A 12744-nucleotide genomic window follows, 5' to 3' on the forward strand; every position below is an offset into this window, starting at 1 on the left:
CCCCCAGGAACACACGGGCCCCCGCGAGCACACGGACCCCCGCGAGCACACGGACCCGCAGGGGCGCTGACCATCCGGGCGGCGCGGACCCCATGAGGGTGCGCGGCCCACGAAGCGCGCGGTTGTGAGACCCCAGGGCCATGTGGCGCCCTCGGCCGGGGTTGGTCGGACTTTCGGGGGGCTATTCGGACTTGGTGGCGTCCGCGACGACGATCTGGGCCACTTCGCGCATGCTGAGGCGCCGGTCCATCGAGGCCTTCTGGATCCACCGGAACGCCTGCGGCTCGCTCCACCCGTGCGCCGCCATGAGCAGCCCCTTGGCCCGCTCGACCAGCTTGCGGGTCTCCAGCCGCTCGGACAGGCTCGAGACCTCGGTGGCCAGCGCCACCATCTCCTCGTGCCTGCTGACCGCCATCTCGATCGCCGGCACCAGGTCCGCCTTCGTGAACGGCTTGACCAGGTAGGCCATCGCCCCCGCGTCCCTGGCCCGCTCGACCAGGTCCCGCTGGGAGAAGGCGGTGAGGATGAGACAGGGGGCGACCCGTTCGGCGACGATACGCTCGGCCGCCGAGATGCCGTCGAGCACGGGCATCTTGACGTCGAGAATGACGAGGTCGGGTTTGAGCTCGGTGGCCAGCAGGATCGCCTGCTCACCGTCACCCGCCTCACCCACGACGACGTAGCCGTCCTCCTCAAGCATCTCCTTGAGGTCGAGGCGGATCAGCGCCTCGTCTTCCGCGATCACTACTCGCCGCTGCGTACTCACGAGCAGAAGAGTACCGAGGTCCGCTACATTAGATCCACGCCGGTGTCCGAACCTGATCTACTCAGGCGCGTCCCGGCACAAAACCGGATTTTGCCGGTTTTCCCAGCCGGAATGATGGAATGGCAGACATAGGCGCCTCAAAAGCGCCCGCTCGAGAGGGCGTGCGGGTTCGAATCCCGCTTCCGGCACCATCACCCCACCAGAACTGTCAGTGACGACCGACACACTGAGCGCATGCACCCCTGCGATACCGTCAACCGCGCGCTCCACTCCACGCAGCCCTCCCCTGCCCGGCCGCCCGGCATTCGGCGACGGGCATGTCGTCCACCACCGGCGAGTCGTCTTACCGGCTCATGATCTCCGGCTCGGCGTCCTGGCCCGGTCTCGTCGAGGCGGCCGCGCAGGCCATGGCCGCGGTGCTCCCGAGCGCCGCCGGGCTGCCGAGGCGAGCGGGGCGCACGGCGGCTCTCGCCGGGACGGCGGAGCCAGCGTGACCCGGCCCTGACGGGCGTCGGGCCGACCCAGGACCCGGCACCGGCCGGACGGCGGGAGACGGGATGCCAGGCCGGGGGTCAGGTGGCGTGGAGGGCTACGGTTGGGGAGGTGCGGGCGGCTCTTACGGCGGGGTACAGGCCGGCGACCGTGCCTATGGCCAGGGTGGCGGTGAAGCCTCCTGCCATCGCCCACGGGGGTACGACCCAGGGCATGCCGCCCGAGGTCGCGTAGATCCAGGTCGCGGCGGCGCCCAGGAGGACGCCGGCCAGGCCGCCCAGACCGGAGAGCAGGAGCGACTCCGTCACGAACTGCAGGCGGATCTGACCGCGGGTGGAGCCCAGCGCCCGGCGCAGGCCGATTTCGTGGCGGCGCTCCAGCACGGAGATGATCATGGTGTTGGCCACTCCCACGCCGCCGACCAGCAAGGCGACCGCGCCCAGGCCGAGCAGCAGGTTGGTGAAGGCGCCGGCAGAGGCTGCCTTCGCCTGCAGGGCGGCGGACGGGTCGGTGATCTCCACCTCTTCCGGGTGCTCCGGGTTGACGGTTCGCGGGAGGAGGTCTCTGACCTTGACGACGGACTCGTCTGTCGAACGTTCGTAGATGGACGTGGGGTGGCCGTCGAAGGCGAGCAGGTCCTGCGCCGCCTTCCAGCCGACCAGCGCCGAGCGCTCGATCTCCTCGGCCATCGGCAGCGGCGCGAGGATGCCCACGACGGTGAAGTAGCGGCCGTTCAGGTAGACCTGCCTGCCGGGCTCGGTGATGCCCAGGCGGCGGGCGGCGACGTGGCCGAGGACGACGGAAGGGTAGCGGCCGTTGGCGGCGTTGAGCCAGGAGCCCTTCGCCATGCGGCCGCGCAGGGCGGCCAGCAAGGACTCCGCGGCGGCGGACAGGGTGATGCCGTTGGTGTCGAGCTCGTCCACCCGGTCGTTGCGGTAGACCGGGTACGGCAGGGCGCCCAGGGCCGCCACCTGTTCCACACCGGCGATGCGGGCGGCCATGGCGGGGGCGTCCTTGGGGAGTTTGGCGCGTTCGCCGGAGAACATCGAGTCGCCCGGTGTCACGACCAGCATGTTGGTGCCGAGCTGGTCGAGCCGGCGCATCAGCTGTTCCTTGCTGGAGGCCGAGATGCCGACCACCGCGATCATGGTCGCGATGCCGATGGCGATGCCCAGGGCGGACAGCACCACGCGCATCGGGCGGCCGCGCAGGCCGGCGGAGCCCACGTGGGCGATGTCGCGCGGGCGCAGGCGGGCGGGGGTGAGCGTGGCCATCAGCCGATCACCTGCCCGTCCCTGACGCGTACCTGGCGGGGCAGGGCGGCGGCGATCTCGGGGTCGTGGGTGATCACGGCGATGGTCGCGCCGTCGCGGTTGAGCTCGTGCAGGAGATCGAGTACGGCCGCGCCCGACGCGCTGTCCAGGGCGCCGGTGGGTTCGTCGGCCAGGAGCAAATCGGGTTCGCCGGCGACGGCGCGGGCGATGGCCACGCGCTGCTTCTGGCCGCCGGACAGTTCGTGGGGCCGGTGGCGCATGCGGTCGGCCAGCCCGACGCGTTCCAGGGCCTCGGCGGCCCGGTGGCGGCGCCGTACCGGGGAGAGGCCGGTGTAGAGGAGCCCTTCGGCGACGTTGTCGAGGGCGGTGACGCCGGGCATGAGGTGGAAGGCCTGGAAGACGAAGCCGATGTGGCGGGCGCGCAGGGCCGACAGCGCACGGTCGGACAGGCGGCCGACGTCGTGGCCGACGATGCGCACGTGTCCGTCGGTGGGCAGGTCGAGGGTGCCGACGATGTGCAGGAGCGTGGACTTGCCGGAGCCGGACGGGCCGACGATGGCGAGGAGCTCGCCCTGTTCGACGTGCAGGTCGACGCCGCGCAGGGCGTCGACGCCGCCGGGGTAGCGCTTGGTGACGCCGGTGAGTTCGACGACGCTCATGTGCCGGGCACCTCGACCTTCGTGCCCTGGCCCAGCCCGTCGCCGGTGACCTCGACGCGGCCGTCGGCGAACAGGCCGAGTTCGACCTTCACGTCACGCGGCGATCCGGCGCCGACGACGCGGACGGCGTAGCCGCCCCCGGGTACGGCCAGCAGCGCGGTGACCGGGACGGACAGGACGTCCTTGCGGGTCTCGCCTCTGATGAGGACGCTGACGGGGGCCTGGTCGACGCCCTTGACGCCGGCGCGGCGGTCGAAGGTGACGGTGATGTCGACCTTGGGGGTCTTGTCGGCGCCCTGGTCGTCGGCTTCGGCGGTGCGGCCGATGCCGGCGACGCGGCCTTTGGCGCGTTTGCCGGTGGGGAGTTCGACGGTGACCCGGTCGCCGGTCTTGAGGTGGGCGGCCTCGGTGACGTCCACCTTGAACGTGACGACGCGTTCTGCGCCGGTGGCGGTGAGCAGGCGGGCGCCGGGGGCCACGCGGTCGCCCGTCGCGCTCTCGAGCTTCTGCACGCGCAGGGCGCGGGGGGCGAACGCGATCTGCTCCGGGCCGGTGGTGCCGGTCTCGGGCAGGTCGTGGTCCTCCTGCCAGTCGCGTACGGCTTGGGCGGTGGCCCAGGTGTACTCGTCGTCGACGGTCATGCCGGAGCCGTAGCCGAGGGCCTTGAGGTTGGCTTCGAGCTGGCGCACGTCGGCGCCTTTCGCGCCCTGGGAAAGGGTGCGGTACATGGGCTTGGCGCCGTACATGAGACGGACGGGTTTGCCGTCGACCTCGTAGAGGCGCTCGTCGCGGCCGATGGCCGAGCCCGCGCGCGGCAGCCAGGTGAGGACGCCGCCGAGGGCGGCGCCGACGGTGCGGCGGCCGGCGAAGCCGAGCGTGCCCTTGGCGCGGACGCTCTGCGTGAGGTCACCCTTGTCGACGGTGCCGGTGGCGGCGGTGACCGGGGGCGCGGCGGACGGCTCCGCTCCGCCGGGCGTGGCGAACGTGGCGAAGGCGACACCGCCCGCGAGCGCCGCCAGGACGGCCCCCGCGGTCAGCGTCGTCGTGGCGCGGTTCATCCGGTCTTCTCGCTGCAGGTCTTGTTGGCCTTCTCGAAGGCGGCCTTGTCGGCGGGCACGGGCCTGGCCTCCTGCATGCCGCCGTCGAACTCGGGGTCGGGGAAGTCGAGGCCCTGCTCGCGCATGCACTTGGCGAAGGCGAGGGCCTTGTCCTTGTCGGCCTGGCTGATCTGCTTGCCGGTGCCGCCGAACGCGCCGCACTCCTTGAGCAGCTTCTCGAACTCCTTCTGGTCCATGCCGCCGCTGTCGATCGTCTGGCTCTTGCCGAGGCCGCCGGGGTCGCCGACCTTGACGCCCTTGGCACGCAGGCATTCGGCGGTCTTGAGGCGCTGGTCGCCGGAGTTGACGGTCGTGTTCTTCTCGGGCGCGGTGTTGCCGCAGGCGGCCAGGCTCAGGACGAGCGCGGCCAGGGCGATGGTGGTCTTCATGCTGCTCAGGCTGGCCCGAGGCCGCGTTTCGCCGCTCTAACGGCCGCCTTTATGGCAAGGAAATGCGCACTTCAGGTAGAGAGGGGGCATGCGTGTGCTGGTGGTAGAGGATGAGGCGTTCCTGGCGGAGATGATCGCCGAGGGGCTGCGCCGGGAGGCGCTCGCCGTGGACGTGGCCCATGACGGCCGGGAGGCGCTGCGCAAGCTGGAGACCGGCGAGTACGACGTGATGGTGCTCGACCGCGACCTGCCCGGCGTGCACGGCGACGAGGTGTGCCGCCGGGTGGTGGCGTACCGGCTGATGACCCGGGTGCTCATGCTGACCGCCGCGGGCAGCGTGCGTGAGCGCGTGGACGGGCTGCGGCTGGGCGCCGACGACTATCTGCCCAAGCCGTTCGTCTATGACGAGCTGCTGGCGCGGGTGCTGGCGCTCGGGCGGCGCGCGCGTCCCGCGCTGCCTCCGGTCATCGAGCGCGGCGGGGTGGTGCTCGACACGGCCTGCCGTACGGCCGGCCGCGACGGCCGCCCGCTGCACCTGTCGCGCAAGGAGTTCGCGGTGCTGGAGGCGCTGATGCGCGCCGAGGGCGCGGTCGTCAGCAACGAGGACCTCATCGACCAGGTGTGGGAGGAGGACACCAGCTACCTCACGAACGCGGTGCGGGTGACGCTGAGCAAGCTGCGGGCCAAGCTCGGCGACCCTCCGGTGGTGGAGACGGTGCCACGGGCCGGTTACCGGATCGGCGCATGAACGAGCGGACCCGGCTGACGGCGTTGTTCGGCGGGCTGCTGCTGCTGGCGGGCGGCGGGCTGGTCGCGCTCATCTACTTCCTGCTGCGGGACAGCCTGGTGAGCACGATCAGTTCGGCGGCGGCCAGGCAGCCGGGCCTGCCGATGGCGCTCCCGGGTGCCAGGGTGAGCGCCGACGTGCCGTCCGGCGGGGACTTCGCCACCACGGTGCAGTTGCTCGGCTTCGTCGAGGAGACGGCGCTGGAGCGGCTGCTGTTGATCTCGATCGCGGCGGCGGCGGGGTTCGCGCTGGCGTCGGTGGTGCTGGCGTGGTGGATGGCGGGTCGGATGTTGCGGCCGGTGTCGGTGATCACGCGGACCGCCCGGCGGCTGTCGGGGGCGAACCTGCACGAGCGCATCGCCCTGGACGCGCCGTCGGGCGAGCTCAAGCAGCTGGCCGACACCTTCGACGCCATGCTGGACCGGATCGAGCGGCTGGTCGGCGCGCAGCAGCGCTTCGCCGCCAACGCCGCGCACGAGCTGCGTACGCAGCTGGCGATGCAGCGGGCGGCGGCGGAGATCGGGCTGGCGGGCGAGCCGGACGCGGCGCGGGTGTCGCGGATGCGGGAGAAGCTGATCGACCTCGCCGACGACAACGAGCGGCTGATCGAGGGACTGCTGCTGCTGTCGGTGTCGGAGCAGGGGCTGGAACGGCGGGAGCCGGTCGCGGTCCACCACATCGCGGCGGCGCTGGGCGACGACGCCGGAGCGCTCGTCCGGGGCGGCCCGCTGGTGGTGAAGGGCGATCCGGTGCTGCTGGAGCGGCTGGTGGGGAACCTGGTGGCCAACGCGGTCCGCTACAACCGACCGGGCGGCAGGGTGGAGATCGTCACCGGTGCCGGGGAGCTGACGGTGACGAACACGGGGCCGGTGGTTCCGGCCGAGGTGGTGCCGCTGCTGTTCGAGCCGTTCCGGCGGCTGCACGAGCGCCAGCACACGCCCGGCGAGGGAGCGGGGCTCGGGTTGTCGATCGTGGCGGCCGTGGCCCGTGCCCATGACGCCGTCGTCGCGGCCGAGGCGAACCCGGGTGGCGGGCTGACGGTCCGCGTCACGTTCGGCGGGGCTTCGCTGGGTTAAGGTCGGCCACAGGAGTACGACGATCTTCGGGGGGTTGCCGTGGCGCTGAGCGCTGCTGATCGGGAGGCGTTCCTGGCCGAGCCGCACATCGGGGCGGTCGCGGTGGAGGCGGGCGAGGGCCGGGCGCCGCTGAACGTGCCGATCTGGTACGACTACGAGCCGGGCGGCATGGTGTCGTTCCTCACCGACGGCGATTCGGTCAAGGCACAGCTGATCGGCAAGGCGGGCCGGGTGTCGATGCTCGCCCAGCGGAGCCATCCCACCTACCGCTACGTGTCCGCCGAAGGCCCGGTGGTGGCGAAGAATCCCACCACGCTGGATGAGATGACCAGGATCGTCGCCCGCTACCTGCCCGACGACGCGGTGGCCGGATATGTCGGGCAGTCGAACCTCGCCGTCCTCGTCACCTTCCACATGCGGCCCGAGCGGTGGCTGTCGGCCGACCTCGGCACCATCTGACCCGGTATTTTGGGGCCGTGACTGCTATCGATCCCACCACCACCGGCGCCCACGGCATCGGCCTGGCCACCATCGCCGCCGACGGCACCGTGCTCGACACCTGGTTCCCCGCGCCCGAGCTGGGCGAGCCCGCCTTCGCCGGCACCGAACGGCTCGACGCCGACGCGGCGGGTGAGCTGGCCGCCCTGACCGGCCCCGACCCGGCGCGCGGCGTCGAGGTCGTCGCCGTGCGCACCGGCATCGCCAAGCTGTCGGAGGCCCCGGCCGACGCGCACGACGCGTACCTGCGCCTGCATCTGCTGTCGTCGCGCCTGGTACGCCCGCACGGGCTGAGCCTGGACGGGTTGTTCGGGCTGCTGGCCAACGTCGTGTGGACCGACCGGGGGCCGTGCCCGGTGGACGGGTTCGAGCGGACCCGGTTGCGGTTGCGCGCCACGGGGGCGGTGGCGGTCTACGGCGTGGACAAGTTCCCGAGGATGGTCGACTACGTGCTGCCCTCCGGTGTCCGCGTCGCCGACGCCGACCGGGTACGGCTCGGCGCCCACCTGGCCGCCGGCACGACCGTGATGCACGAGGGCTTCGTCAACTTCAACGCCGGCACGCTGGGCGCCTCGATGGTCGAGGGCCGCATCTCGGCCGGCGTCGTCGTCGGCGACGGCTCCGACGTGGGCGGCGGCGCGTCGATCATGGGCACGCTGTCGGGCGGCGGCAAGGAGGTCATCGCGATCGGCGAGCGCTGCCTGCTGGGCGCCAACGCCGGTGTCGGGATCTCGCTGGGCGACGACTGCGTGGTGGAGGCGGGCCTGTACGTCACGTCCGGCACCAAGATCGCGCTGCCGGACGGCCGCGTGGTCAAGGGTAAGGAGCTGTCGGGCTCCAGCGGCCTGCTGTTCCGCCGCAACTCGCAGTCGGGCGCGGTCGAGGCGGTCGCCCGCACCGGTCAGCGCATCGAGCTGAACGCCACCCTGCACGCCAACTGAGTCCAGACGGCAGGAAACCCCGCGAGACCGGGTAGGCGGCGCTCGCGGGGTTTCGGCGGGAAGGGCTAGTGGGCGTGCGACACGGCGGAGCCGATGGTGTGCACGCGCAGCGCGTTCGTGGAGCCCGGGGTGCCGGGAGGGGAACCGGCGACGATGACGACCTTGTCGCCCTTCTCCAGCCGGCCCAGCGACAGCAGTGACGCCTCCACCTGGCGGACCATGTCGTCGGTGTGGTGGACGAACGGCACGTGGAACGTCTCCACGCCCCACGTCAGCGACAGCTGCCCCCGTACGTGCGGCGCCGAGGTGAAGGCGAGCAGCGGGATCGGCGAGCGGTAGCGGGCCAGGCGGCGCGCGGTCTCGCCGGACATCGTGAAGGCGACCAGCGCCTTGGCGCCCACGATGGCGCCGACCTCGGCGGCGGCGCGGGCGATGGCGCCGCCGGTGGTCTCCGGCAGCCGGTCGAGGCTGTGTGTGGCCGTCAGGGAGGCCTTCTCGGCGGCGCAGGCGATGCGGTCCATCGTGGAGACGGCCTCGACGGGGTAGTTGCCGACCGAGGTCTCGCCGGACAGCATGACGGCGTCGGCGCCGTCCATGACGGCGTAGGCCACGTCGGAGGTCTCGGCCCTGGTGGGGCGCGGGGCGTTCATCATCGAGTCGAGCATCTGGGTGGCGACGATGACCGGCCTGGCCTTCTCGCGGCACAGCTCGATGATGCGCCGCTGGACGATCGGCACCTCTTCGAGCGGGAGCTCGACGCCCAGGTCGCCGCGGGCCACCATGATGCCGTCGAAGGCCTCGACGATCTCCGGGAGGCGTTCGACGGCCTGCGGCTTCTCGATCTTGGCGAGCAGCGGCAGCCGTACCGCCTCCTGCTCCATGATGTTGCGGACCACGTCGGCGTCCGAAGGACGGCGCACGAACGACAGCGCGATCATGTCGAAGCCGGTGCGCAGCGCCCAGCGCAGGTCGGCCTCGTCCTTGTCGGTGAGGGCGGGGGCGCTGACGTTGACGCCCGGCAGGTTGAGGCCCTTGTTGTCGGAGATCATCCCGCCGATCACGACGCGGGTGGTCACGCGCTGGCCGTCGACGCGGGTCACCTCCAGCACCAGGCGGCCGTCGTCGACCAGGATCGTGTCGCCGGAGCGCACGTCGCCGGGCAGGCCCTTGTAGGTGGTGGAGACCTGCTCGCGGTCGCCGGGCACGTCCTCGGTGGTGACGGTGAAGACGTCGCCGAACCCGAGCCGGACCGGACCCTCCTCGAAGGTTCCCACGCGGATCTTGGGGCCTTGCAGGTCGGCGAGCACGCCTACGCCGCGGCCGAGGTCGGCCGCCACCTCCCTCACCCGGTCGAATACCTCTTTGTGCATCTCATGGTTGCCATGCGAGAGGTTGAAACGGGCGACATCCATCCCGGCGGCGATCAGCTCGCGCAGTCGTTCGGGGGAGGATGTGGCGGGGCCAAGTGTGCAGACGATTTTCGCGCGACGAGTCACGAGTCCCACCTTAATTGGTACAGACCACTTGATGGAGCGAAGCGAGCATCCTCGGTCGCTGCCATCACCGTGAGGACCCCGTCATCGACGTCGGAGAACGTAGCCGATATAGGAGAACAGCACGAGAACGGCCACACCCCAGCGTGCCAAGAGTGTGTATTCCTCCGGGTAGATCACGCCCTCGATGTAGTGGTCGATGAACCCGGAGTCCGGCAGCCCCGCCTGCCCGGCCCGCTCACGGCCCCAGTCCTCGACCAGGGTCAGCGGGCACTCCACACCTGTCGTGATCGACAGTACACCCCAGGCGACCACGCCCAGGTGGATCCAGATGGTACGCGGCCAGCGCCAGGCCAGGAACCCGCCGACGGCCATGTAGACGAGGAAGGCGAAGTGCACCAGCATCGCGGCTTCTGCGATGAGGCGGTACCCCATGCCCCGACCCTACATTCAGCGCTTGACGGTGGTGGCGTTCAGGGCGTTGACGATTCCGCGGCCGTAGAAGCCGTTCCTGGCCGTGCCGCCTTCGCAGGTGTGCGTGTCCTCCTCGCCGTACACCTCGTAGACGTACGCGCGCGGCGACGGGCAGGCCTTGGGCGTGGCGCTCTTGTAGAGCAGTTTCTCCACCGTCGCCGGGGACAGCGTGAGGCCGCCCTTGCCGGGCTTGCCGAAGCGGCTGACCAGCAGGGCGGCGACGCCGGTGGCGTGCGGGGCGGCCATGGAGGTGCCGTCCATGTACTGGTAGTACGCGCACGTGCCCTTGGCGCAGTCGCGGATCACCTCGTTCGTCTTCGGCTTGCCGTTCTTGTCGATCTTGTTGCCGGCGCGCAGGGCGGACTCGGGCGCGGCGGCGAGGATGGAGCGGGTGGGCGAGGCGCCCTTGCCGTCGAGCGCGTCGCCGCCGGGCGCGGCCAGGTCGGTCTGCTCGACGCCGTAGTCGCTGTAGATCGACTTGCGGCCGGACGGGCCGACCGCCGAGATCGAGATGACGCCCTTCGACTCGGCCGGCACGTTCAGGCACGAGTTGTCGACCCGGCGCACGCGCTCGTCGCCGCGCGGGTAGCCGGGGCTGTCCTTGTCCACCTTCGGCCTGCCCAGGTCGGTGGCGCCGTTGCCGAGGGCGGAGATGAGCGTGACGCCCTTGCCCCTGGCGTAGTCGAGCGCGCGCTGCATGCCGGTGATGACGGCCCGCTGCTCGGACCGCTCGCGGGCGCTGTCGTCCTTGTTGGCGGTGCAGTTGAACAGCCAGGGGTCCACGTAGTAGCTCATGTTGACCACGTCGACGCCGATGTCGGCGGCGTAGGTGAGGGCGTCGAGGCTGGGCTTGAGGAAGAAGAAGCCGGAGTCCTGACCGGCGCGGATGTTGACCAGCCGCACGCCGGGGGCGACGCCCGCGACGCCGACGCCGTTCAGCGGGGAGGCGATCGTGCTGGCCACGTGGGTGCCGTGGCCGTCGTCGTCTCGGTCGACCGGGTCCTTGCAGCCGGCGACCTCGCAGGGGCCGTCGAGCGTTTCGCCGTTCTTGTCGCTGGGGCGGTCGGTGACGAAGTTGCGCGACAGGGCGCGCTCGAAGTTCGGGGCGATGTCGGGGTGGTTGCCGTCGATGCCGGTGTCGATGACGCCGACCAGCACCTTCTTGCTGCCGGGCAGGGTGGCGTTGGCCTTGTCCGCGCCGATCATCCGCATGTCCCACTGCCGCGTGGCCAGCGGTTCGCGGCCCTTGACCGCGCCCTCGCGGGCCGAGGCGTCCGGGACGGCGCTTGCCGTACCGGGGTGCGCGGGGCTCGCCGAGGCGTACCCGATCTGGCGGTCGGCGGAGACGCCCACGACGGCCGGGTCGTCGTCGAGCGCGGCGGCGAACCTCTCCCCCGCGCCTCTGGCCAGCACGTATCCAAGCCGTTCCTCAGTCCGTACGGCGGAGCCGCCCGCCCGCCCGATCGCGCCGAGCGCTTGGCCCCGCTTGCCGTCGGCGTAGAAGACCAGGAAGTCCGCGCTCGCCTGGGAAAGGGTGGGGCGCTGCGCGGCCGGGGCGCAGGCGGTGAGTGAGGTGACGACGGCCAACCCCGCCAAGACTGAGGCGATCCGCCGCATTGCTCCCCCTTTGTTCCAGCCAGAAAACGCATCTTTCCGACACTCATCGAATCGGTCAACTTCATGACGATATTTCGGTATCTATTGGTAGATGCGGTGGCTTTCAGGTGAGCGGCAACCGGCTTTCAAGAGGCTCCAGCCACCGTGAACGGCATGAGACTCCCCGCCGTCGCCGCCACCGCGCTCACCGCCGCGGTTCTGGCCGGCCTCGCGCCGAGCCCGGCGATGGCCGGCTCGTACCCGATCAAGGACCGCCGCCTCACCCACAACGCCCTGTACCGGACCGGCCAGTTCCCGGCCTCCGCCTGCCGCCTCCCTGCCCCGGCCGACCGCGGGCACGCGGCCGTGCGGGCGTACCTGACCAGGACCTACGCCTGTCTGAACACCGCCTGGGGCAAACACCTGCGGGCCGGCGGCCTGGCCTCGGCCAAGCCGGCGTTCACCTACATGACCAGCGGGAACGCGCCCTTCTGCCAGGGCAAGGCCGCCGACATCATGCCCGGCGCCTACTGCAACCCCACCGGCGTCATCGGCGTCTACCTGCCGGGTCCGGTCAGGGAGTACGCGCCCGAGGTGGGCTTCCTGCTGGTCATGGCGCACGAGTACGGTCACCACGTCCAGCGGCTGACCGGCGTGCTGCAGGGGGCGATGCGGGATAAGTACACCTCCAAGGCCCACGTCCTGGAAGCCCAGCGGCGCTACGAGCTGCAGGCCGACTGCCTGGCCGGGGTCTACATCGGCAGCGTGTGGGACGCCCAGAAGCGCTCGGTGCCGGAGTGGGGCGCGCTGATCGCCATCGCGTGGTCGCTGGGCGGCGAGAAGGGCAGCAAGACCAACGACCACGGCAGCCGCGCCAACCGGGCCCGCTGGTTCAACAAGGGCTTCGCCGCCGAAACCCCGTCGGCCTGCAACACCTGGACCGCCGCCCCGGCCACGGTCGCCTGACCCCGGGCAGCCCACAACGTCCCGGGGAACCGGAGGACCGGCGGAGCGGGATGGGTCGCGCGGGGAACCGGACGGCCGACGGAGCGGGGTGGGCCGCGGGGGCAGCGGCACGGAGAAGCGGGGGGTGAGGCCGCCGGTGTCACCCGGACGCCCGGCAGCGACCGAGGCCCTGAGGCCTGGGACAAACCGGGCGGTCGAGGCCACAGGCCGGGGACCGGTCGGGCCGGGGGACGGGT

14 protein-coding genes and 1 tRNA gene are annotated in these 12744 nt (G+C 71.5%); 7 read left to right on the plus strand and 8 right to left on the minus strand.

Annotated elements, in window-relative coordinates; translation table 11 throughout:
* Positions 1 to 181: 181 nt before the first annotated feature.
* The gene (locus ACFWY5_RS06225) at positions 182 to 766 is read right to left on the minus strand and encodes a response regulator (protein ID WP_312896323.1); all 585 of its coding nucleotides are present in this window, start codon (positions 764 to 766) and stop codon (positions 182 to 184) included.
* Positions 767 to 871: 105 nt separating this feature from the next.
* Between ACFWY5_RS06225 and ACFWY5_RS06230 the strand changes: the two genes are divergently transcribed.
* A tRNA-Leu gene (locus ACFWY5_RS06230) sits at positions 872 to 957 on the plus strand.
* A gap of 126 nt (positions 958 to 1083) precedes the next feature.
* Entirely contained in the window at positions 1084 to 1260 is a 177-nt protein-coding gene (locus ACFWY5_RS06235) for a hypothetical protein (RefSeq protein WP_379630691.1), read from the plus strand.
* 78 nt (positions 1261 to 1338) lie between these two features.
* On the opposite strand, the gene ACFWY5_RS06240 is transcribed toward ACFWY5_RS06235, so the two are convergent.
* From ACFWY5_RS06240 to ACFWY5_RS06255, 4 genes are read right to left on the minus strand one after another with little or no spacing between them, the layout of a single operon-like run.
* Positions 1339 to 2532 carry an ABC transporter permease gene (locus tag ACFWY5_RS06240; RefSeq protein ID WP_379630692.1) on the minus strand — a complete coding sequence of 398 codons (1194 nt, stop codon included), beginning with the start codon at positions 2530 to 2532 and terminating at the stop codon, positions 1339 to 1341.
* Complete coding sequence (locus ACFWY5_RS06245) at positions 2532 to 3191, minus strand: ABC transporter ATP-binding protein (RefSeq protein ID WP_379630693.1); 660 nt, start codon at positions 3189 to 3191, stop codon at positions 2532 to 2534. The genes ACFWY5_RS06240 and ACFWY5_RS06245 overlap by 1 nt, the downstream gene beginning before the upstream one ends.
* On the minus strand, positions 3188 to 4249 hold the full coding sequence (locus ACFWY5_RS06250; protein ID WP_379630694.1) for a peptidoglycan-binding protein: 1062 nt from the start codon (positions 4247 to 4249) through the stop codon (positions 3188 to 3190). Before ACFWY5_RS06250 ends, ACFWY5_RS06245 begins: the two co-directional genes overlap by 4 nt.
* Positions 4246 to 4677, minus strand: a complete 432-nt coding sequence (locus ACFWY5_RS06255) for a hypothetical protein (protein ID WP_379612978.1) — start codon at positions 4675 to 4677, stop codon at positions 4246 to 4248. The genes ACFWY5_RS06250 and ACFWY5_RS06255 overlap by 4 nt, the downstream gene beginning before the upstream one ends.
* 88 nt (positions 4678 to 4765) lie before the next feature.
* Here ACFWY5_RS06255 and ACFWY5_RS06260 point away from each other — a divergent pair, with 88 nt between their 5' ends.
* The 4 genes from ACFWY5_RS06260 to dapD are packed head-to-tail and all read left to right on the plus strand — an operon-like array spanning position 4766 to position 7979.
* Positions 4766 to 5425 carry a response regulator transcription factor gene (locus ACFWY5_RS06260; RefSeq protein WP_379630695.1) on the plus strand — a complete coding sequence of 220 codons (660 nt, stop codon included), beginning with the start codon at positions 4766 to 4768 and terminating at the stop codon, positions 5423 to 5425.
* The gene (locus ACFWY5_RS06265) at positions 5422 to 6540 is read left to right on the plus strand and encodes a sensor histidine kinase (protein ID WP_379630696.1); all 1119 of its coding nucleotides are present in this window, start codon (positions 5422 to 5424) and stop codon (positions 6538 to 6540) included. The genes ACFWY5_RS06260 and ACFWY5_RS06265 overlap by 4 nt, the downstream gene beginning before the upstream one ends.
* 39 nt (positions 6541 to 6579) lie before the next feature.
* Complete coding sequence (locus ACFWY5_RS06270; protein ID WP_379612981.1) at positions 6580 to 6999, plus strand: pyridoxamine 5'-phosphate oxidase family protein; 420 nt, start codon at positions 6580 to 6582, stop codon at positions 6997 to 6999.
* 17 nt (positions 7000 to 7016) lie between these two features.
* Entirely contained in the window at positions 7017 to 7979 is a 963-nt protein-coding gene (dapD, locus tag ACFWY5_RS06275; RefSeq protein WP_379630697.1) for a 2,3,4,5-tetrahydropyridine-2,6-dicarboxylate N-succinyltransferase, read from the plus strand.
* Between the two features lie 65 nt (positions 7980 to 8044).
* Here dapD and pyk read toward each other — a convergent pair whose 3' ends face one another.
* The 3 genes from pyk to ACFWY5_RS06290 all read right to left on the minus strand — a co-directional run bounded on the left by pyk (position 8045) and on the right by ACFWY5_RS06290 (position 11563).
* Complete coding sequence (gene pyk / locus ACFWY5_RS06280) at positions 8045 to 9475, minus strand: pyruvate kinase (RefSeq protein WP_379630698.1); 1431 nt, start codon at positions 9473 to 9475, stop codon at positions 8045 to 8047.
* Positions 9476 to 9556: 81 nt separating this feature from the next.
* Entirely contained in the window at positions 9557 to 9907 is a 351-nt protein-coding gene (locus ACFWY5_RS06285) for a DUF2784 domain-containing protein (protein ID WP_379612983.1), read from the minus strand.
* Between the two features lie 15 nt (positions 9908 to 9922).
* Positions 9923 to 11563 (minus strand): S8 family serine peptidase, encoded by a 1641-nt coding sequence (locus ACFWY5_RS06290; protein ID WP_379630699.1) that lies wholly within the window; start codon positions 11561 to 11563, stop codon positions 9923 to 9925.
* A gap of 153 nt (positions 11564 to 11716) precedes the next feature.
* Here ACFWY5_RS06290 and ACFWY5_RS06295 point away from each other — a divergent pair, with 153 nt between their 5' ends.
* Positions 11717 to 12508: a neutral zinc metallopeptidase gene (locus tag ACFWY5_RS06295; RefSeq protein WP_379630700.1), complete on the plus strand. Its 792-nt coding sequence runs from the start codon at positions 11717 to 11719 to the stop codon at positions 12506 to 12508.
* The last annotated feature ends 236 nt before the right edge of the window (positions 12509 to 12744 follow it).

This window comes from Nonomuraea sp. NPDC059007, assembly GCF_042740555.1.
Taxonomy (GTDB): domain Bacteria; phylum Actinomycetota; class Actinomycetes; order Streptosporangiales; family Streptosporangiaceae; genus Nonomuraea.